The organism is Cyclobacterium sp. SOCE241, from assembly GCF_056867545.1.
Map to the genome: position 1 here is coordinate 3,422,576 of NZ_CP149779.1, position 20,165 is coordinate 3,442,740.

At 38.2% G+C, this 20,165-nt stretch carries 17 protein-coding genes and 2 pseudogenes; 10 read left to right on the top strand and 9 right to left on the bottom strand.

Annotated elements, in window-relative coordinates:
* Positions 1 to 154: 154 nt before the first annotated feature.
* Positions 155 to 1,173: pseudogene (locus WG932_RS17045) on the top strand (AI-2E family transporter).
* 609 nt (positions 1,174 to 1,782) lie between these two features.
* Here the strand turns inward: WG932_RS17045 and WG932_RS17050 are convergent.
* From WG932_RS17050 to WG932_RS17085, 8 genes are all read right to left on the bottom strand, one after another.
* Positions 1,783 to 2,052 carry a glutaredoxin family protein gene (locus WG932_RS17050; protein WP_483088668.1) on the bottom strand — a complete coding sequence of 90 codons (270 nt, stop codon included), beginning with the start codon at positions 2,050 to 2,052 and terminating at the stop codon, positions 1,783 to 1,785.
* Positions 2,030 to 2,713: an MFS transporter gene (locus WG932_RS17055; RefSeq protein WP_483084771.1), complete on the bottom strand. Its 684-nt coding sequence runs from the start codon at positions 2,711 to 2,713 to the stop codon at positions 2,030 to 2,032. Before WG932_RS17055 ends, WG932_RS17050 begins: the two co-directional genes overlap by 23 nt.
* 23 nt (positions 2,714 to 2,736) lie before the next feature.
* Positions 2,737 to 3,213: a hypothetical protein gene (locus WG932_RS17060; protein WP_483084772.1), complete on the bottom strand. Its 477-nt coding sequence runs from the start codon at positions 3,211 to 3,213 to the stop codon at positions 2,737 to 2,739.
* Positions 3,210 to 3,464, bottom strand: coding sequence for a hypothetical protein (locus tag WG932_RS17065; RefSeq protein ID WP_483084773.1), 255 nt, complete (start codon positions 3,462 to 3,464; stop codon positions 3,210 to 3,212). The genes WG932_RS17060 and WG932_RS17065 overlap by 4 nt, the downstream gene beginning before the upstream one ends.
* A gap of 118 nt (positions 3,465 to 3,582) precedes the next feature.
* Positions 3,583 to 4,083 carry a hypothetical protein gene (locus WG932_RS17070; protein ID WP_483084774.1) on the bottom strand — a complete coding sequence of 167 codons (501 nt, stop codon included), beginning with the start codon at positions 4,081 to 4,083 and terminating at the stop codon, positions 3,583 to 3,585.
* A gap of 56 nt (positions 4,084 to 4,139) precedes the next feature.
* Positions 4,140 to 4,448 carry a hypothetical protein gene (locus tag WG932_RS17075; RefSeq protein ID WP_483084775.1) on the bottom strand — a complete coding sequence of 103 codons (309 nt, stop codon included), beginning with the start codon at positions 4,446 to 4,448 and terminating at the stop codon, positions 4,140 to 4,142.
* A 107-nt stretch (positions 4,449 to 4,555) separates the two neighbouring features.
* The gene (locus tag WG932_RS17080) at positions 4,556 to 4,930 is read right to left on the bottom strand and encodes an alpha-amylase family glycosyl hydrolase (protein WP_483084776.1); all 375 of its coding nucleotides are present in this window, start codon (positions 4,928 to 4,930) and stop codon (positions 4,556 to 4,558) included.
* Between the two features lie 58 nt (positions 4,931 to 4,988).
* Entirely contained in the window at positions 4,989 to 7,640 is a 2,652-nt protein-coding gene (locus tag WG932_RS17085) for a TonB-dependent receptor domain-containing protein (RefSeq protein ID WP_483088669.1), read from the bottom strand.
* A 284-nt stretch (positions 7,641 to 7,924) separates the two neighbouring features.
* On the opposite strand from WG932_RS17085, the gene WG932_RS17090 reads away from it, so the two are divergent.
* Complete coding sequence (locus WG932_RS17090) at positions 7,925 to 8,365, top strand: LacI family DNA-binding transcriptional regulator (RefSeq protein ID WP_483084777.1); 441 nt, start codon at positions 7,925 to 7,927, stop codon at positions 8,363 to 8,365.
* A complete protein-coding gene (locus WG932_RS17095) occupies positions 8,293 to 8,970 on the top strand; it encodes a substrate-binding domain-containing protein (protein WP_483088670.1) in 678 nt (225 codons plus the stop codon). Before WG932_RS17090 ends, WG932_RS17095 begins: the two co-directional genes overlap by 73 nt.
* Before the next feature lie 136 nt (positions 8,971 to 9,106).
* On the opposite strand, the gene WG932_RS17100 is transcribed toward WG932_RS17095, so the two are convergent.
* Entirely contained in the window at positions 9,107 to 9,931 is an 825-nt protein-coding gene (locus WG932_RS17100; RefSeq protein WP_483084778.1) for a glycoside hydrolase family 43 protein, read from the bottom strand.
* A gap of 608 nt (positions 9,932 to 10,539) precedes the next feature.
* Between WG932_RS17100 and WG932_RS17105 the strand changes: the two are divergent.
* The 7 genes and pseudogenes from WG932_RS17105 to WG932_RS17135 all read left to right on the top strand — a co-directional run bounded on the left by WG932_RS17105 (position 10,540) and on the right by WG932_RS17135 (position 20,136).
* Positions 10,540 to 13,637: pseudogene (locus tag WG932_RS17105) on the top strand (SusC/RagA family TonB-linked outer membrane protein).
* A gap of 27 nt (positions 13,638 to 13,664) precedes the next feature.
* Entirely contained in the window at positions 13,665 to 15,170 is a 1,506-nt protein-coding gene (locus WG932_RS17110) for a RagB/SusD family nutrient uptake outer membrane protein (RefSeq protein WP_149392088.1), read from the top strand.
* A gap of 331 nt (positions 15,171 to 15,501) precedes the next feature.
* Complete coding sequence (locus WG932_RS17115; protein WP_014019242.1) at positions 15,502 to 16,542, top strand: ThuA domain-containing protein; 1,041 nt, start codon at positions 15,502 to 15,504, stop codon at positions 16,540 to 16,542.
* A gap of 28 nt (positions 16,543 to 16,570) precedes the next feature.
* On the top strand, positions 16,571 to 17,422 hold the full coding sequence (locus tag WG932_RS17120) for a sugar phosphate isomerase/epimerase family protein (RefSeq protein ID WP_483084779.1): 852 nt from the start codon (positions 16,571 to 16,573) through the stop codon (positions 17,420 to 17,422).
* A 59-nt stretch (positions 17,423 to 17,481) separates the two neighbouring features.
* Positions 17,482 to 18,306 (top strand): sugar phosphate isomerase/epimerase family protein, encoded by an 825-nt coding sequence (locus WG932_RS17125; protein ID WP_483084780.1) that lies wholly within the window; start codon positions 17,482 to 17,484, stop codon positions 18,304 to 18,306.
* 3 nt (positions 18,307 to 18,309) lie between these two features.
* Positions 18,310 to 19,113 carry an alpha/beta fold hydrolase gene (locus WG932_RS17130; RefSeq protein WP_483084781.1) on the top strand — a complete coding sequence of 268 codons (804 nt, stop codon included), beginning with the start codon at positions 18,310 to 18,312 and terminating at the stop codon, positions 19,111 to 19,113.
* A 630-nt stretch (positions 19,114 to 19,743) separates the two neighbouring features.
* Positions 19,744 to 20,136: a hypothetical protein gene (locus WG932_RS17135; protein WP_483084782.1), complete on the top strand. Its 393-nt coding sequence runs from the start codon at positions 19,744 to 19,746 to the stop codon at positions 20,134 to 20,136.
* Positions 20,137 to 20,165 lie beyond the last annotated feature (29 nt).

Consider the following 20,165-nt stretch of genomic DNA (forward strand, 5'->3'; position numbering starts at 1 on the left):
CACCTCTGCATTAAGAAAAATTTTACTGGCATTCTGTTTTACTAATTCCTATTTTTATTGTTCCAACCATTTCCATGGCTATGTCAGAAAGTAAACTTCATCCTTTACAATTTTTGCTTACGCTCTAATTTCTATCGCGCTCTTTTTATATTTAATGAATATTGGTGCATTTATATTGGTCCCTTTGGTCTGGGGTGTGTTTTTTGCTTTTGCCTTATACCCTGTTAGCAAATGGCTTGAATCGCAACTTTTCCCAAGATCCATAGCAATCGCTATAAGCATTGTTTGCGTGACAGCCTTCGGAGCCGCCATTGTTTACATCCTTGTTAATCAAATGGTTCTATTATTATCAGACATACCTGAAATGAATACCTTATTGCAGGAGAAGATGGATATTTATTGGGCAGAGTTGCAAACTACCTTCGGAATTGACAACAACCTTATTAGAGAAAAATTACAATCTATAGAATGGTTTGCTGATGGTAATTTGAATGAAACCCTCTTTAATACAGGCAAATCCATCACCCTAATTGGCATCATTCCCTTATACATATTTCTTTTATTGTACTATAGAGATTTTTTCGTAGCCTTTCTGTTAAAGGTATCCTCCAAAAGAAATGAAGCCATTCTCAAATGGGTTGCCGATGCAGGAAAAGTGATTCATGCCTATTTAATCGGAATGGTTAAAGTAACCTTTTTTGTTGCCTTACTTTCCGGCATTTACTTTTATTTTTTGGAATAAAATACTACCTACTCTTCGCTCTATTTATAGCCATACTTAACCTAATCCCTTATATTGGGGTAGCCATCAGCTCCATTTTAGTGATTTTCTATGTTTTCCTGACTTCTGACACCATATTTGCACCTGTCTTAACATTGGCAGTGCTTTGGGGCATACAACTTATTGAAAACAACTTAATTACCCCACTTGTAGTAGGGGCTAAAGTGAAAGTAAACGTTTTGGCTGTTTTGTTAGCCGTTCTCATTGGTGGGGCTGTTTGGGGTATCTCAGGAATGGTTTTATTTATCCCTATGGTGGGAGTGTTAAAAATAACTTTTGATAGTATTCCTTCCCTTCAACCCTATGGTTACTTATTAGGGGATGATTTTCCGCAAGTTGATAAAGGCCCATCTATCTTTCAATACCTAAAACACAAATGGGCTAAAAAATAATTAGGCAACAGATTCAGATTTAACCTTTAAAGTCAGAATGCCTAGGCAGAAATACGCATCCAAACCATTTCTCCAAATTAAGGGGGATACTGCAGCAAAACCTTCAAAGGTATAGCTGCCAGCAACACCTCAAAATAAAGCCTATTTTTTGAATAAGTTTACAAGAAGAATATAGAAGTTTTTTAGAGAGGATTTAAATTGCCTTATCCCGCTTAGAAATCAACCCATACTTCAATAAATAAAACAAGCCTTTAAGCCTTGGCCTTACCATACCTGGCAAACTAACAACCATTGATGCAAAAAACCTTCTACGCCTCAAATAACTTTTCGGCATACTAAATTGCCTCCGTTGACGAGATGAAACTGCACTCATATGTTAATGATTTAGAAGTTAAAAATAGACGCCAGAAGATTTTCTCCCAACTCAGTCTTATCACCAACCTATTAATAAAGAATAGGTTATTCTAATCTTTGAGTGGATTTCTACTTTTTATTTCTGATTTTCTTCCGATTACCACACTTCCCGTAAACATGAGACAGGCTTATTTTATTGATTTTAAAACCCTTGCAACTTCTTAAAATCTGCCCCTATAATTAATTGTTTACCATTTAGGTCAAGGACAGGGATGGAAACATTGCCTCGAATTTTATGTTTTTTAATTTATTAATCATCTCCAATTCTTTTTCCCGGTTTACATCTAGATCATAGAAAGTATATTGCATTCCAGCACTGTCTAAGTCATTCTTGAGTTGAATACAATGATTGCATTTTTCACTTCCGTAAATGATTATTTTATTCCCCGCCTGATGCTTGCATCCAAGGCTAATTACAATTACTATAATTAAAAAAGATTTTTCATATATTACTTTCTGAAGTATTTAAACGTATAGCCAATACACCTGCCACCATAAATGAACCTCCAGCAAAAAGGATCGCATTAACAGGGTTGTCATTTAGCAAATTATGAATAATAGGACCAAAGGTTATGGTTTGAATAAACATAGGCACCACTATCATCATGTTAACAATCCCCATGTATACTCCTCGCCTTTCATTTGGAATAACTTTGGAGACAATGGAATAAGGGACGCCCATTATGGTTGCCCATCCGATCCCCAATAAAATCATGGGAAGAAGCAATAGAATTTCATCCTGAATAAAAGGAAGTACTAACATTGCAATACCTGTTAAAAAAAGACTAGACACATATACCAACTTATTACCGAACTTGGCAGCAAGTGGTACTAGAGCCAATGCAACAATCATGGTAACCAAATTATAAGTCCCGTTCATTAAGCCTGTTTGGGATAATGCCTGTTCAGACAAACGTTGTATGCCTTCAGCAAATTCTAAATCAGCCGGACTTACCACCGAGCCACTCATGCACAGCGCTTTGATCGTCTCAAATTTTAACATATCATTATTGCTAATTCCATATATAGAGGTTCTCAACATCGGTGTAATGAATTGCCAGTAAATAAATAAGGCATACCATTGAAATAAATAGACTACAGATAAGGTTTTTAACAATTTGGGCATATCGGCTATTGCCCCAATAATCTCTAAAATAGGAGCAGTTGCTTTTTTATAAAAGGTATGTCATTGTTGCGTTTCAATATATTCAGCTCTTTTTCAGAGGGCGGGATTTCAGGGGTCTTGATTACTGACCAAATAATGGTACCCATTGAAGCAACTGCCCCTAGAAAGAAAGAATAATAAACCCAAGTTGGAATTCCTGAAACCATAGCGGAGGTAGGGTCACAAATTTCTGAAGCTATATCATGGTGAGAAAACCAGTCCTGAAACAGAAATATGGAAAAGTTGGCGATAGTAATTCCCGCCCCTACGAAAAGGCTTTGCATCTGAAAACCATAAGTCAGTTGCTCCTCAGGTAACTTATCCGCCACTAGCGCCCTGTAAGGTTCCATAGCAGTATTGTTTCCCACATCAAGTATCCAAAGTAAGCCTACGGCAAACCAAAGTTCTGAACTGTAGGGGAAAGCAAACAAACTAAGGCTTGCTATAATCGCACCTATCATAAAAAAGGCTTTCTTCTCCCCCAACCTGGCACCCAGGTTTTGTCAGAAATGGCCCCTATTATAGGTTGGATGATCAGTCCCGTTACAGGACCTGCCAAATTCAATAATGGAAGTTGAGCATGGTCTGCTCCTAAAAATGAAAAAATAGGGTTAACTGCAGTTTGTTGAAGTCCGAAGCTAAACTGGATTCCGAAAAAACCCAGATTCATGTTCCAAATCTGCCAAAACGATAGTTTGAATTTATTGGTCATTGGTTTTTCTAGAATAGTTGAAGCATGGAATTTCCCGTACTATCTGAATAACTTATTCTTAAAATATTCTCCTCAAAATCAACATTAAGTGTTGATTTAAACTCATCCTTGACCCATGTTAGAATAAGTGCATCGGAATCACTTTTTCAATAATAAAATCGCCTTCAAATGAAGGATGATTGTTCCTGAACTTCATTAGCTTTATCAGGGATTTAACTACATCCCTTTCCAAAGCCATCCTTATTTCCTCATTTTCATAATAGTGCCTATTAATATCACGCCCTACCTTAGTTTTTCTGAGCAGCTCCATGTCATTTTCTCCGGCAAGAAATCCCACATAATACACCTGAGGGATACCTGGGCAGAAAAATTGAATAGCCCTAGCTATCAGATAATCCTGATCATTTTTTCCAAGGGCATCATAAAAGGAACAATTGACCTGATAAAGATCAAGGTTAGATGCTGCTTCTCCAGTTGCTTCAAGGCTCTGCCCATTGGCATTTTTATGAATACTCTGAACTAAAAGGTCCACATCTTCATCAGTTAGTAAACCTGGGTTACCATTACTCCCTGTAACATCTATCACTCCTATACCATCATGTGTATCCAATACTGTCACACAATTCCTCGGACTTATTTCCAGCCAGTTCTTTAACTCCGTAAATCTTCTACTTCTTATACTATGAAGCACCAAAGGGGCAAGGCAAAATCATAGACAAAGTCAACTTTCTGTGCAATCTTAATCTGTTCTCGATAATAAGAATGAATTTCAACCAATACTTCCATTCCTAAACGCTTTGCCTTCCCTGCAAATTTATCGAGAAACTTATAGGTTTCTGGAAGCATGAAACAAGAAGTACCTGCCTTCTTAATTGCATATCCAGCTGCATCCAATCTAATCATCTTAATGCCTGCCTGACTAAATTTTTCAAGTATGGAATTCAGGTAGGCCTCACCCAATGGATGCAAAACATCTATATCCAACTGGTTACTTGTAAAAGTAGTCCATAAATTTATTGATTCCCCATTTGCAATTGTTTTTTTCGTAAATGGTATACTGGGTCTGGGCCTGTAAATAGCCTCAATATCCTCTACCGAAGCCCCTCAGAGAATACTTTTTCTTTGGTCAGGAATAAATCAAAAAATGGGGAATCAACACCTTTTTCTTCCACATCCTTAAACTCCTTTGATTGAGCAGAAACGTGGTTTACTATAATGTCTGCCAATATACCAAAATCTGTACTCATTTTGGAAACATCCGTCCATGAACCAATCCTCTCGTCTACCCTTGTATGATCAATTGGGTCATACCCGGCATCTACACCGTCAATAGGAAAATAAAAAGGCAATAAATGAATCCCTCCAAATGCATCTTTAAATTCGTTCTTAATTAATTTATGGATTCCTTTTAATCCATTGTCTCCAAGCCTATTGGCATAGGTTATTAGTTGTATCTGGTTTTTCACGATCTAATTCATTAAATTGAAAAGGGCAGTCATTTCTGACCACCCCCCAATCATATGCCTAAAATTTAAACTTAAGTGTAATAGAGGTTGTACGACCATTGATAGATCTAGCCCTTATCACATTTGTAGCTCCGTTTGTAATGGAACCTTCCTCTGACTCTGTCAATCCAAATGCATTAAACAAGTTATTGGAGTTAACACCAATCGAAAGCCCCTCTACTATATCATAGTAAGCAAAAGCATTCACTTGAGTATATCCCGGCATTACCAAATCGTTATTATCCTGAGCAAACATATCGGTAGTACCTATTAGGTTAAACCCTACAGTACCCTTTTTAAAATTGTAAGATGGCGTTAGGTAATAAATAAAATCTGCCTGCCTCCTTGGAGTATTCCCCTCTATTTCAGGATTTAATTTATCTTTTGAGATTTCAGCCTTTGTCCAAGTAACACTTCCTCTCACATCAAATTTCCCAAATCTTGCTGCTGTTTCAAGTTCTAGTCCTAAGGCTGTATACTCTCTGTCAAAGAACTGTTGAGTAGTTGCTTCAAAATTTTGTTCCTCGAGATTTGAATAAAAGGCTGTTCCGAAAACACCTATTTTAGGTGATTTATATTTAAAACCAGCTTCCATTTGCGTAACCATATCAGAATTTAATCCACCTACAGCAGATCCGTCAGCAGCTATTCCCGGGCCAAATAATAACCTATCAGCATTAGCCCTACCACCACGGCTATATCTTGCAAAAGTTGCCTGACTATCTGAGATTTTGTAATTCAAACCCAAAGAGTAAGAAAGGTAACTCCAATCGTAATTAATTGGGTTTGCATTTGCATTATCCACGGAGGATACACTTTGCTCAGGCACTGAAATCATCCCATCTCGATTCATATCTATAGCAGATTGTACAGCGCCTGCATAAGTACCAAAAGCGCTACCATAATCATACCTCAAACCCGCATCAAGAGATAGCTCCCCGAATTCAAAACTGGTATTTATGTAAGGTGCATTCACGTCATAAACTGCATCATAATTTCTAGTACAGCAATTATCCCAGAAAGGAACCCCATAAGCGGTAAGTCCATTTTCAGTATAAGTAGTATTACCATCTGCACTCGAAACGTTTAGTAAAGCTGCATTGGTGGAGTTAACTTCCATCAGGTAAGAATTCCACAACCAAGACATATTGATATGTTGGATACCTTTATAAAAACCAAAAGTAAAATTGACATTGTCCATTTCCTTTGACAGTTGTAAGTCATTGGAAAAGTTATTGAAATTATTGAAGTCCACATCAAAAAGGTGTATTCTCATAGCCAGTCCATTGCCATTTAATGCGGATGGATTACTTATTATATTTCCTGCATTTGGACCATTAGCATAACTTAAGACCGAATTATCACCTCCAATTGAGTTAGCCATCGACTGGGCATCAGTCACTTCTGAAGGAAAAGGGGACACAAAACGTCCTGTATTAAATTGCTGTCTGAATTTATTGACGATAGACCAATCATTGCCTAGGAAAAAGTTAAACTCACCTCCAATTGCAGTAGATATAGGATTCATCCCTTCCTGAAGACTACTCCTTCTCAAGTCCCCATCTGCTCCCATACTCAAATTAGTCATTAAATAAGGTGAATGAGGAGTTCCGGTAAGCGCGTTGAAATTATTAACATTCCCTAATACAGGAGAACTATTTGACCCTGTCACTTGCACTGGCATAGGAAGGTAACCAATAGACCTGTCGTTGAGATGCTTAAAATACAGTCTAACAAAACCTTTATCAAATTTCTTAGTAAAATTAGCTTTGATTTGCCCACCAGAATTTGCATTGTAGCCTGCATCCCTAGGGCCTTCTCCTTGTCTCCAAAACCCGCCTATGTGAAAGTTCATATCTTCTCCAATAGGAGCACCATATTCGAAGTCAGTCCTGAATGTATTGTAATCCAGCCCAGCTGTGGTTGCAACTGAACCACCTTCAACTTTACCTGATTTGCTTATAAAATTGATAACACCCGCAGGAGAATTACTTGCAAGTACTGATGCCGATCCTCCCCTTAGCGCCTCTATTCTGTCAATCGTATTATCGGCTCTTAAGAATATATCGGCGTTACCAAATGAAATATCACCAAACTGCATCACTGGAAGTCCATCTTCATGTAATTGTAAGAATTTAGCACCTCCTGTGGCGATAGGTATTCCTCGGACAGTAATATTTGCATTGCCTTCTCCACCTGTTGCCTCTGTTTTCACTCCAGGTAGATTTCTGAAAATTTCTGCAGTGGATCTTGGTGCTGCCTGATTAAATTGGTCTGTCCTTATAGAACTCACAGAAATACTTGATTCAATGGCGGTTTTAGGATCTGTATTTCCTGTTACTATGACTACATCCAAACCAACAAGGTCCGCACTCATCTGGAAATCTCTGGAAATATCACCTTGTCCTAAAACTACAGGTTCCTCAATAGTTGAAAACCCTAAAAAAGAAACCTTCAAGATATGCTCCCCTTCTAAATTTGTTTCCAAATTATATTTCCCATCAAAGTCTGAAATTGCTCCAAGAGAAGTGCCTTCCAAACTTACAAGGGCGCCAATAATAGCTTCCCCGGTTTGCTGATCTGTAATGGTTCCAGATAGCTTGGTTGATATCTGAGCAAAGGCATTAAAATCATTTATAAAAAAATTAATGCTCCTATGGCGATGATAAATGTTCTTTTAATATTATTTTGAATAATTGTCATGATTGGGTCATTATTTAAGTAATTGACTTGAATTAATTATCAAACTGATAAGTGAATAATACTCTGGCCAAATATTATTTATGCCTCAAACATGAAAAACATTCGGTTAATAGTCAATAGCAATAAAATATGTAATATTACGTAATCGATTACGTAACCGATTTCGTTTAAAAATTATTTTTAATTTATAATAATTCTAAATTAAAAACACCTAATCTGACATAAATCCTTTCAACAAATAACTCCAAAATTATGCCTAAAATACGTGTAACTTTAAAGACAATAGCCTCCAAATTAGGCGTTTCTGTACCTACTGTTTCCCGAGCATTAAAAGATTATCCTGATATCAGTAAGGAGACAAAAACGGCAGTACTAAAGCTTGTAGATGAACTTCATTATATCCCCAACAACCTGGCACTCAACCTGCGCAAAAACAAATCAAATATTATAGGAGTAATCATTCCTGAAGTTGTGCACTTTTTCTTCTCCAGTGTTATTAAGGGAATAATGCAAACTGCCGAAAACCATGGATATTCAGTACTACTCACTCAATCCCAAGAACAACTAAAACTCGAAAAAAACACGCAAAATTGCTATTTTCATCCCATGTTGATGGGTTATTGGTTTGCCTTTCGGATGAAACCAAATCTTTTGATCATTTTAAAATCTTTGAAGAGTTCAATATACCATTAGTATTGTTTGACAAAGTACTCGACACAGATACGATAAGCCATGTCATTATTAACGATAGGGAAGGTGCTTTTCAAGCCACCGAACATCTGATTCATCAGGGCTGCTCAAACATCCTTTTTCTCAAAGGACCGAAGGATCCTCTTAATACAATAGAGCGCTTTAATGGTTATAAAGATGCCTTAGAAAAATACAACATTCCTCTAGACTCTTCTAATATTAAGAGCTGTCCTCACATAACAAGACCTGAAGCCTACCATCTAGTAGAAAAAGTGATTAAAGAAGGCCAGCTTTTTGACGCAATCTTTGGTGTTAGTGACATTTTATCTATCGGTGCACTGGGTGCCTGCCAAGATAATGGGATTAAAGTCCCTGAAAAAGTTTGCATTATTGGTTTTAGTGATTCTGAAATGTGTGAAATTACAAGACCTCAATTAAGTTCAGTCTACCAACCTGGATTTGAAATTGGTGAAAAATCAACACTAAAGTTAATACAAGAAATCCAACATATCGAAAACGATGGAGAACAAAAAGCAGAACAAATCATTCTAAAGTCCTCATTGAAGATAAGGGAGTCAAGCAACAGGATCTTGAAAACATTTTGTTAGAAATGGTATCATCTATTCCTCTTTGCTCATCAGTAATTACTAATTCATATGCAATTGAACCTCACAATAAAATCTTTGAAGTAAAGCTTTATTTTAAGTTTATTTCTAAAAATTTACTAATCTAAAATTCATAATATTACTTCATCTTCAACAACAAGTCATCGAAAAAAGCCCGATCTACTGTAAACACAGTGCCATGTCTGGTACCTTCCGGAAAACTAACTTGATCCGAAACATCTGTCCAGTTCTCTAAATCCGAAGACACAACTGCTCCCATACTGTGTTCCGTATATTTATCGAAATAAACAATCCATTGACCATCTACTTGCGTAACCGTAGGACCTTCAGCCCAATATTCACCTGTGATTGGTGGGCCTGCTTCACTATAGCCCCCGGTAAGAGAATCACTTACCGCTATTCGAATATTCTTCTTCGCTGGCTCACGGGTTTCATCCTTCACAAAAAGATAATATTTACCTTTATGTTTTTTAATAGTGCCATCAATCACATTAAAACCCGGTTCATAAAACAATTTTGTTTCTGAAAAGGTCTTGAAATCTTTTGTGGTTACATAGTATTGTCTGTGATTATGAGCATTGTCTAGCTGAGATTGTGTCTCAGGATAACGACCAGTTATTGTGGTGGACCAATAGATAATGTATAATTCTTCGACATCATCATAAAACACCTCTGGCGCCCAGGTATTGCGAGCATCCGGCTCATGGGCCATTACAGGTATAAACTGTTGCTCTGACCAGTTGATTAAGTCTTTAGAATAGGCATAACCTATACCTTTCTCCTTCCAACTAACCGTCCAAACCATATGAAACAAGCCATCCCCTCCTTTTATAATACATGGATCACGCATAAGTTTATCTCCACCGGCCGAAGGGGTAAGTAAAGATTTTCCTTCATTTAATGCAAAATAAGTAAAACCATCGGTGGAATAGGACAGATGCAACCCGTCTTCACCGTTTCCAGTGAAATAAGAAAAAGAAACACCTCATCCTTTTTTGTTATTTGAGCAACTGATTGACAAGAATAAAATAAAAAGAAAAGTGGCATCAACAGCCAAATTGGAAGAATTCTATTAAGCATAACTGTAGAATAAAATTTAATCTAAGATAATAACTTCTTTACCGGATAAAAAATTTATTAACCTATCCGATTGCTTGGATTTATTGAATCCCAAGCAACCAATAAACAATTTTTCACTAGCTATTCTTTTATTAACCCATAATACAATTAAGCCGCTTTTAATAATTCAGAAACTTCACTTTCACGCAATCTACTGATTACCAAACGACAATCCTAAACAAAAATTGACCCTAAACTAATTTAGAATTTAGTTTTGCTAAAAACGAAAACCCAAATAGAATATTACATCTCAGCTTTCCACAAAACTAAATTACTATTTTTTCAATATTTTTTAAATATTTAATCATAATTTTTAATTAAATAACATAACAGGACAGAACAGGATAGATTTTTTTATTTTTATAGATATTTTTATGGATAAACAAATATTATTTATTGGTTTATTATCATTATCAATTAAACCCAAAAATTATGAAAAGAATTTTTATTAAATCAAACAAATTCCAGGTGCTGGCTTTTGTGCTCTCTCTTTTCTTATTATCCGGACCAATATTGGCTCAAGAGAGTAGGACGATTAGTGGTCTGGTAAAATCCCAAGAAGATCAGGAATTGATTCCTGGAGTATCCATCTTGGTTCAAGGAACAAACAGGGGCACCGTCACTGACATTGATGGTAAGTTTAGCCTAGAGGTTAGTAATGGCGAAACCCTTGTGGCAAGTTTTATTGGTTATGAAAACAAGGAAGTAACCATTGAAGCAGGGATGAATAATATTGAGATTTTACTCAATTACTCTTTTGCAGACCTATCAGAGGTGGTCGTAGTGGGATATGGTACCCAAAAGAAGTCGGACTTAACAGGTGCCGTAGGCTCGGTAAGTAGCGAAGCTCTTCAGGAACGGCCATCGGCCTCTTTGACCCAAGCCCTATCAGGGAGAATTCAGGGTGTAAATGTATCTGTCAATTCAGGAAGACCCGGAGGAAGGGCCAATATCAGAATCAGAGGAAATACTTCTGTAAGTATAGCCAATGACCCTTTGTATGTAATTGATGGTGTGATTATACATGCCGCCGGACTGGCCAATGGCAGTACCCCAATTGATTATATCAACCCCAACGATATCGCTTCAGTAGAAGTACTTAAAGACGCCTCTGCTACCGCCATATATGGGGCAAGAGGAGCAAATGGAGTGATCTTGGTAACAACAAAAAGAGGTAGTAATAAAGGAGGAATGATCACCTTTGACACCGATGTAAGTGTGGGTGTATTACCCAAGAAAATCCCTTTACTCAATGCCGAAGAATTTCTTATGGTGGAAGATATCGCCTATCAAAATGCGCAGAAATACGATCCCACAGGATGGGCTAATGGCATTTATACCGATCCAAAATTAAAAAGAACCAACCCTTTATTGTTTGATGCCAATGGAAATCCGCTTCATGACACAGACTGGCAGGATGAATCTTTTCGTAAAGCCATTACTCAAAACCATCAACTGGGACTTACAGGTGGAAATGAAAAAGACAGTTATGGGATTTATATCAACCACAGAAATGAGGAAGGATTGATGCGAGAATCCTACCTGAAACGATATGCGGGCAGATTTGTGTTTGACAGCCAGATAAAGCCCTGGTTAAAAGTAGGAGGAAGCCTAAGCTATACAGACCAAAAAGAAAGCCAGGTGGACCCGTTAGGGGCCGGAGGAATAATTGCCATGCGCCAGGTATTGGAAGCCCTTCCCATTATCCCCGTTCGATACAGTGATGGTAGTTGGGCCGGTAATGAAGACTATCCCGGCATGGAAGGTGGAAACAACCCTCTTCATGTAGTGAATGACCGGGTTTACATAGTAAATACCCAAACCATGTTAGGTAATATTTATGCAAATTTCAGCCTTGCTGAAGGACTTGAACTTCGCTCTGTTTTAGCCAGTAACATTATCAATCAGAGGGTTGACTATTATGGAGGAAGAACCTTAAACTATATTGCAAGAAATCAAAGAGGAGATGCTTCCGTGATGAATGACCGCTTAAACTCCTGGCAATTTGAGAATTACCTTACCTACAATAAAGACATCGACGAAAACCAATCTATCAATGCTTTATTGGGTATTTCCTGGCAACATGTTGACCGGTTCAATAGCACTGCAAGATCTCAAGATTTTCAGGATGACTATTTCAAATTTAATAATCTAGGGGCAGGGGCCAATGTTTTTCAAACCCTTTCCGGGACCTCTGCCTATGGCTTGAATTCCTATTTCGGCCGGTTTAACTATAATCTGAAAGAAAAATATTTGGTAACTTTTACCGGAAGAATTGATGGATCTTCAAAATTTGGGGAAGCCAACAGATATGCGGTGTTCCCATCAGCTGCTTTGGCATGGAGAATTTCTGAAGAAGACTTTTGAAGGACCATAAAACCATCTCCAACTTAAAATTAAGGGCCAGTTATGGAGTTACCGGCAACTCCGAAATAGCGGCTTATCAAGCCTTGGCAGGAATGGGCAATTACACGGTAATTTTCAATGACTCAAGGAGCATAGGGCTTGGTGTCAACCGGCTTTCAAACCCTGACCTAAAATGGGAAAAAACTTTTCAAACTGATGTAGGACTCGAGCTTGGACTACTCAATAACCGACTGACATTTGAACTGGATCTGTATAGAAATCTGAACAATGCACGCTGCTCAATCCCCCGTTCATCCAGCAGTGGATACAGCTTGGTAACTAGAAACATTGGAAGCATGGAAAACAAAGGAGTAGAATTTGCCCTCAATTCTGTGAACATTGTTAACAATGATTTTAAGTGGGACACTCATTTTAACATCTCTATCAACAAAAACAAAGTGTTGGAACTAACGGGTGGAGCAGACATATTTTCCGGTTCTACTATCATAAGGGAAGGGGAGCCGGTAAGCTCTTTCTTTGGCTTTGTTCATTTGGGAACATGGAACACAGATGAGACTGACCTTGCCGCACAGTACCTCAAGCTACCGGGTGATATAAAGTATGAAGACGTAAATGGTGATGGGGCCATTAATGACAATGACAGGGTAATTATTGGCCAGGGAATTCCTAAAGGTTTTGGGACTTTTATGAATACTTTCCAATACAAAAACCTAGAATTAATGGTTGATCTGCAGTTTAATTACGGCAATAAGGTACTGTGGCGAAGCAAGCATTCTGCCGAAGACCGTCAGGGAATTGCCAATAGTTTTAGGACCGTCTTGAATGCCTGGACACCGGAAAATCAAGATACAAATATTGCCCAACTGAGACCATTGACTGCCGGATACAATACCTTCAATGATTCAGACAGAACCCAGGATGGTTCTTTTCTTCGAGGCAGGAATTTACTTCTAGCCTACACTTTTGAGCCTACCTTAATTCAAAGGCTAAAATTAAGTAGGTTAAGGGCTTATGTCTCCGTGCAAAATTTCTTCTTAAGTACCAAATTTCAAGGCTATGATCCTGAAGTTTCCACTTCCGGATCTCCCTTTGATCAGGGAGTGGATCTTTATGCCTACCCAAAGCCAAGGGTTTTTATGCTAGGATTAAATATCGCCCTTTAAAAAGTTTCACTTGAATATTTGAATGATATGAAAAAGTATATAAATAAAATTAGTCGTGTGATACTTATCAGCATGCTAATGATCACAACTTGGGGATGTAATGAATTTCTCGATGAGACAGACAAATCCAATTTCACTTTAGAAAATTATTTTACTCTACCGGAACATGCTACCAGTGTGGTCAATTCCATATATGAAAGCCTCAGGCCTGTGATGCAATCAGGTTTTGGCGGTGGTCCTTGGATGATGCTTGAATTCTCCACAGGACTTGCCAATACAGAACTAGGACAGGCACAAAACAGCCTTTTTGTTAGAAATTTGATCAACAATTCGGACAATGGTTATGGACAAACTTACTGGACTAGTTACTACAGGGGTATTGCCAATGCGAACCTTGCTATAGAAAAAATTCCTGAGATAGAGATGGACAGTGAAACCCAAAATAAACTATTAGGAGAGGCTCGTTTTCTACGCGCATTTTATTATTTTAATTTGGTAAGGATTTTTGGCGACATCCCACTGATAACGTCGCCAATAGACTTAACCAGCCCTGAATTGTATCCAGAAGCTGCTTCAACAGCCGCAATTTATGACCAAATTGTAGCAGATCTTGAAGTTGCCGAAAATGCCGGATTACCTTGGAGAGATACAAGCGGAAGAGTTTCTCTGGGTGCTGTTAAAACTTTAATGGCAAGTGTGTATCTCACCATGGCCGGCTATCCACTGCAAGCAGGCGACCAGTACTTCCAACTTGCAGCAGAAAAAGCCAATGACATTATCCAATCCGGCACTTACGATTTATTTACCGATTATGATAAACTTCATTCTGTTGAAGATAAAAACCAGGGAGAGCATATTTTTATGATACAATATGCCGCATTCACTATCCCTTCATCTTGGCAGGTTTCCATAATCCCTTACAATCGAGGTATTTCTGCTTATAGCGCAGAGACAGGTGGAATCTTTTCAAACCAAGAGTTTGTCAATGCTTTTGAAAATGGAGACAAAAGAGCCGAAGAAAAAACATTCTTCTATACAGAATACAGCTTAGAGTCCGACAGAAGCTCCACCAAAGAGCTGGGAGACTATTATATCTGGAAGCATTTTGATGAAGAGGCCCAACTTAACACTACAAGTAGTGGCTTGAATTGGCCTGTTTTCCGTTTTGCTGAGGTATTACTCATTTATGCTGAAGCAATGAATGAAGTCAGTGGACCAACGGACGCAACTTACGAAGCCATTAACAAAATCCGAGAGAGGGCGGAATTGCCCCTACTAGAAAACCTAAGTCAAGAAGAATTTAGGGAAGCTGTATGGAGAGAAAAATGGGTAGAAATGTGTTTTGAAAACAAGACATGGTTTGACATGGTAAGGTTGCGTAAAGCATGGAATGTGGTTTCCGGAGAATTTGAGAATTATGTAGGGCACCAATTTACTTATGGTCCGACAATAACTGAAAGGGAATTGCTTTTCCCAATTCCTACGGCTGAAATAAGAAACAATGATAAACTAAGCCAAAACCAAGGTTATTGATGTATTCAATCTGGTCTAACAGCCAATGAAGGAAAAGGGGTAAAAAGGATTTCAATCCTTCTTTTACCCCTTTTATCCTTTTTTGCTCAGATCTATTTGAATAAATGGAGGATTGTTACAAACAATTTTATTACTTTAAACCCGAATTATACCATAGGCATTTATTTTGCGTAGGAACTATAAAAACTCAGTCAATACAATACAATTTTTGAACGGAACTCATTTTACAGTACCCTTCTCTACAAATGAACTGACTTTCTTGAGGTTTCTCTGTGAATTATAGAGGTCCTCTCATCAACAGAAATAAAACTTGAAATAACAAATATTATCAATGAACACAATGCATCAGTTTAAAAACAGTAGTCTCAAAGTAGCCAGCCTCTTTATTTTCACTTTCTTGATCACAGCAGGTTTGGCCTTGGCTCAAGAGGACAAGTTGCTATTACAATTCAAAGGAGAAAACGGTGCCGGAAAAGGAAAAAATGTAGTACTCATCAGTGGTGATGACGAATACAGGTCTGAAGAGGGCTTGCCTATGTTGGCAAAAATTCTTTCCAAGCACCATGGTTTTAACACCACTGTTTTATTTGCCATCGATCCTGAAAACAACAATGTAGTGCCCAACTACAAGACAAACATACCGGGCATGGAGCATCTTCAGGAGGCCGACCTTGTTATCATCTTATTGCGATTCAGAGAACTTCCCGATGAACAAATGAAGCATTTTGATGATTACCTGAAGTCAGGAAAGCCTTTGATTGCATTGCGTACTTCTACCCATGCTTTTAATTATGGAAAAGACAGCAAAAGCCCTTATGCGAAATACCATTGGCAAAGCAATGTTCCCGGTTGGGAGAAAGGTTTTGGTAAAAAGATATTGGGTGAAACATGGGTAGCACATCACGGCCACCATGCCGTAGAAGGTACCCGAGCACTTTTAGATGGAATCCAAGTTTCAGCCAAAAACCCAATATTGAATGGTGTTACCGACATTTGGGCTGCTTCTGATGTGTACACAGTAAATGGTATAGGTGAAGATGCAGAAGTTTTGATCCATGGTGCTTCTACCTCCGGCATGAATGCTGAAGCGCCAATCAACTGGAAAAAATCATTAATGCCTGTGGTGTGGACCAAATCTTACCAAATAGAAGGTGGTAAAAAAGGTAAAGTATTTGCCAGCACACTTGGAGCATCCATAGACTTGTTAAGTGAAGACTTGCGTCGATTAATTGTGAATGCCAGCTATTGGGGACTAGGTATGGAGGCAAAAATACCTGAAAAAGCCAATGTGAATATTGTTGGAGATTATTCGCCTACGATGTTTGGTTTTGACAATTTCCGTCGCGGAATGAAAGTTACTGATTTCGAATAATTTTTAAAGCCTAAAATAATAATAGATAATGAATAAGATTGGATTTAATGTCTTGGCCTGGTCAGCAGCAGTTTCTGATGAATTAAAGCCTATTATCGAAAGACTAAAAACCATAGGCTATGATGGGGTAGAGTTTTTTGTAGGAGCACCGGATGAAAAAGCCTATAAAGAAATTGGCAGCTTTACCAAGGGACTAGGCCTAGAAAGCAGTACAGTATTTGTAATGGGGCCTGATGAAAACCCAATAGATCCTGATGCTAAAATAAGGGCAAAAGCCCTGGACAAAATGAAATGGACCATAGACCGTTCTCATGATTTGGGAGCAAAAATTATCTGTGGACCTTTTCACTCGGCTTTCTCCACATTTGCTCAAAGATCCCCCAACGAGGATGAATACAATAGAAGCGCTGAAGTTTTGTATCAAGCTGGAGAACACGCCAAGCAAGCAGGAATCGTTCTCACCCCCGAAGCACTAAATCGCTTCGAATGTTACCTATGCAATACTATGGATCAATTGTTGCATTTGATCACGAAAATAAATCACCCAAATGTTCGCGCAATGTTTGACACCCATCATGCGAATATCGAAGAAAAAACCTTGGGAGATGCCATAAGAAAAATCGCTCCGGTATTAGGTCATGTACATATAAGTGAGAATGACAGAGGGACACCCGGCTCTGGTCATGTTCCTTGGGATGACACCTTTGCTACATTAGCTGAAATAAATTATAAAGGATGGCTTACTATAGAAGGATTTACCAGAAATGACCCTGACTTTGCCAATTCTATTGGCGTATGGAGAGATTTTTCTGAACCTTGGGAAATGGCTGAAAACGGCTATAAATTCATTAAGGCCATGGGAGAAAAACATGGGCTTTAAACACTGTATCAATCATCATTATTAACCTAATATAACAATAACTAAAATACCCAAATCAAATGTCTAAACTACCCTTTCGTTTCGGCGCAGAAGTATACACCTGGTTTATGAGTAACAATGGAGAGACTTATAAAGGTCAGCTGGGTCATATGATAGAAGTTATCTCTAAAGCAGGTTTTACAGGGATCCAACCAATATTCACTTGGATGGGACCTTTGGCCGATGCTGATGCACTTGAAGCCAAATTGAAAGAACAAAACATTTCACTAGCCGCAGTGGCTTTGGCTTTAGATTGGAACGGGAATAAAGAAACGGATGAAGAGAAAAAGATTGCAGATGAAGCCATAAAATTGTTGTCACGATTCCCAGATTCAGTACTTTGCACGGTACAAATTCCCACCGGAAGGCATGAACTTACACGGCGAAGAAAAAATCTTGTAGATATCGTCAACACCGTATCGGCTAGGGCTGCGGACAAAGGAGTTGTCAGCAGTTTTCATCCTAACTCGCCTCACACATCCATTACTAGGACTGAAGAGGACTACAAAGTCATCCTAGAATCTTTGGACCCAAAAGTAACAGGTTGGTGCCCCGATGTAGGGCACATTATTAACGGGGACATGGATCCTTTGACCAAAATGAAGGAATACCGTTCTCTTATCAACCATGTACATTATAAAGATTGGGACGGGAATCCGGAATTCACCCTTATGGGAAATGGAAAAGTAGCACTAACAGAGATTACTCAATGGCTTAAAGATGAGAACTTTGATGGATGGATCATTTGCGAAGACGAGGGCAAAGAAGCTTTGGAGGATCCTGATTTTGTAACCCTCCACGATGGAAAATGGGTACAGGAATCTTTAATACCAAAATTAAAATAACCTATGCCGTTCATAAAATCCAATGGGATTAACCTTTATTATGAGAAGCAAGGAAAAGGAGATCCTTTACTATTGATTATGGGTATTACTGCCCCAGGGTCGGTGTGGGAAAAACATCTTGAGTATTGGAAACAATATTTCCGATGCATCATTGTAGACAATCGAGGAGTTGGCAGGTCTGATAAACCTTCAGGCCCCTACACTTCATCAATGATGGCGGATGATTGTGCAGGTTTACTACAACAGCTCGGATTGGAAAAGGTAAGAGTTGCAGGCGTTTCCATGGGGAGCATCATTGCCCAGCAACTTGCTTATCGCCACCCAAACCTAGTAAAATCAATGGTTCTCATGTGTCCTTGGGCGAGATGTGACAATACGGCGAAAGATATTTTTCGTCATATGGTGGACATTAAAGCCAGATTAAAACCAGATGAATTTAGTCGCTACATCCAATTATTAATCTTCTCAAAGGCTTCCTTTGACAATGAAGTGTCCTACCAAGGAATGCTTGAAGACAGGGAAAATGCCAATAAGGACACCAACCCTCAACCATTAATTGGACTTGAAGGACAAGCTGCTGCTTGCATAGAACATCATACGCTGAAACAATTAAATGAAATAAAGCAACCCGCACTTGTCATAGGAGGAGAAGCAGACAAATTCACTCCACTTTGGATGACCAAAGAGGTCGCTGAATTACTGCCAAACTCAGAATTACACACCTACCCTGAAAGTGGACATGCTTTCCACTGGGAAAATATCGAAGATTTTAACCCTAGGGTAAAACAATGGCTATTGACACATTGATTTAACAAAGGTTATGTAATAGGATTTATAATGGTCTGTCCCGTGTCTTACGGAAAGTGTTGCAATCGCAAGAAAATCAGATGTATTGCGATTTTAATATAGTACCCTTATATTGAAATTGAAAACGGCAACGAATTGGCTGATTTTGAACCAATTTCAGCACGTAATAGATTGTCTATTGCGTACTTCGGATTTAAAAACCTTGACCAATATTTTCAAATGGTCAAGGTTTTTTTGGTATGGCTTATGCAAGGTATTTTTGAAAGTAATGAATCTTTCATTATCTTAACATCACCCCTACAGAACCCATACTAATAACCAAACCCTCACCCAATGAAATTCTTCATTCCTACGAAAAAGCTTCAAAAGCTTTTTTAGTGGCAATCTTATTGTTGCTAATTTTAAATATCCTTAGCATCTTTCTAGCTATTAACCATGACCAGAATAACTCCTTGGGTTCGTTCCTTATTCTGCTATTTGATTTTAATCAGGAAGCAAACATTCCTTCATTGTTCTCTACCCTACAATTTTTGGTAGCTTCACTACTTTTGTTGATCATTGCACTTTTTAAAAAATCAAACGGCAAAAAACACTGGGGATGGTTAGGTATTTCACTGTTGTTTTTTATTAATGTTGGATGAGGCGGCATCCATTCATGAGTTTTTATTTACATATCTTCAAGAAAAGTACCACAATTCAACGTTATTTTATTATATCAGCCTACTTGTATTCGGACTGGTATTGGTAGGTATGGCCTTGATTTACATTCCTTTTTTCAATCATCTCAACAAACGATTACTTACGGGAATGCTTTTGTCAATGGGCATATTCTTATTAGGTGCCATTGTTTTTGAAAGTATCGGAAAAAATGTTTTCGACACCTATGGATTAAGCTTTGGTTACCGATTGATATATACAATAGAAGAGACCCTAGAAATGCTTGGCTTGGCCATTTTTATCAATGTCCTGAATTGGTACATCGGTATAAAAATGCAAAAAATATCTATAGTGCTAACCGTTTAAAAATCCGTGGTCACTACCCTATCAATGAA

Coding starts and splice junctions, on each gene's coding strand:
- WG932_RS17055 (WP_483084771.1), bottom strand. CDS start 2,713: ATGCCCAAATTGTTAAAAACCTTATCTGTAGTCTATTTATTTCAATGG.
- WG932_RS17060 (WP_483084772.1), bottom strand. CDS start 3,213: ATGATAGGTGCGATTATAGCAAGCCTTAGTTTGTTTGCTTTCCCCTAC.
- WG932_RS17065 (WP_483084773.1), bottom strand. CDS start 3,464: ATGACCAATAAATTCAAACTATCGTTTTGGCAGATTTGGAACATGAAT.
- WG932_RS17090 (WP_483084777.1), top strand. CDS start 7,925: ATGCCTAAAATACGTGTAACTTTAAAGACAATAGCCTCCAAATTAGGC.
- WG932_RS17110 (WP_149392088.1), top strand. CDS start 13,665: ATGAAAAAGTATATAAATAAAATTAGTCGTGTGATACTTATCAGCATG.
- WG932_RS17115 (WP_014019242.1), top strand. CDS start 15,502: ATGAACACAATGCATCAGTTTAAAAACAGTAGTCTCAAAGTAGCCAGC.
- WG932_RS17120 (WP_483084779.1), top strand. CDS start 16,571: ATGAATAAGATTGGATTTAATGTCTTGGCCTGGTCAGCAGCAGTTTCT.
- WG932_RS17125 (WP_483084780.1), top strand. CDS start 17,482: ATGTCTAAACTACCCTTTCGTTTCGGCGCAGAAGTATACACCTGGTTT.
- WG932_RS17130 (WP_483084781.1), top strand. CDS start 18,310: ATGCCGTTCATAAAATCCAATGGGATTAACCTTTATTATGAGAAGCAA.
- WG932_RS17135 (WP_483084782.1), top strand. CDS start 19,744: ATGTTGGATGAGGCGGCATCCATTCATGAGTTTTTATTTACATATCTT.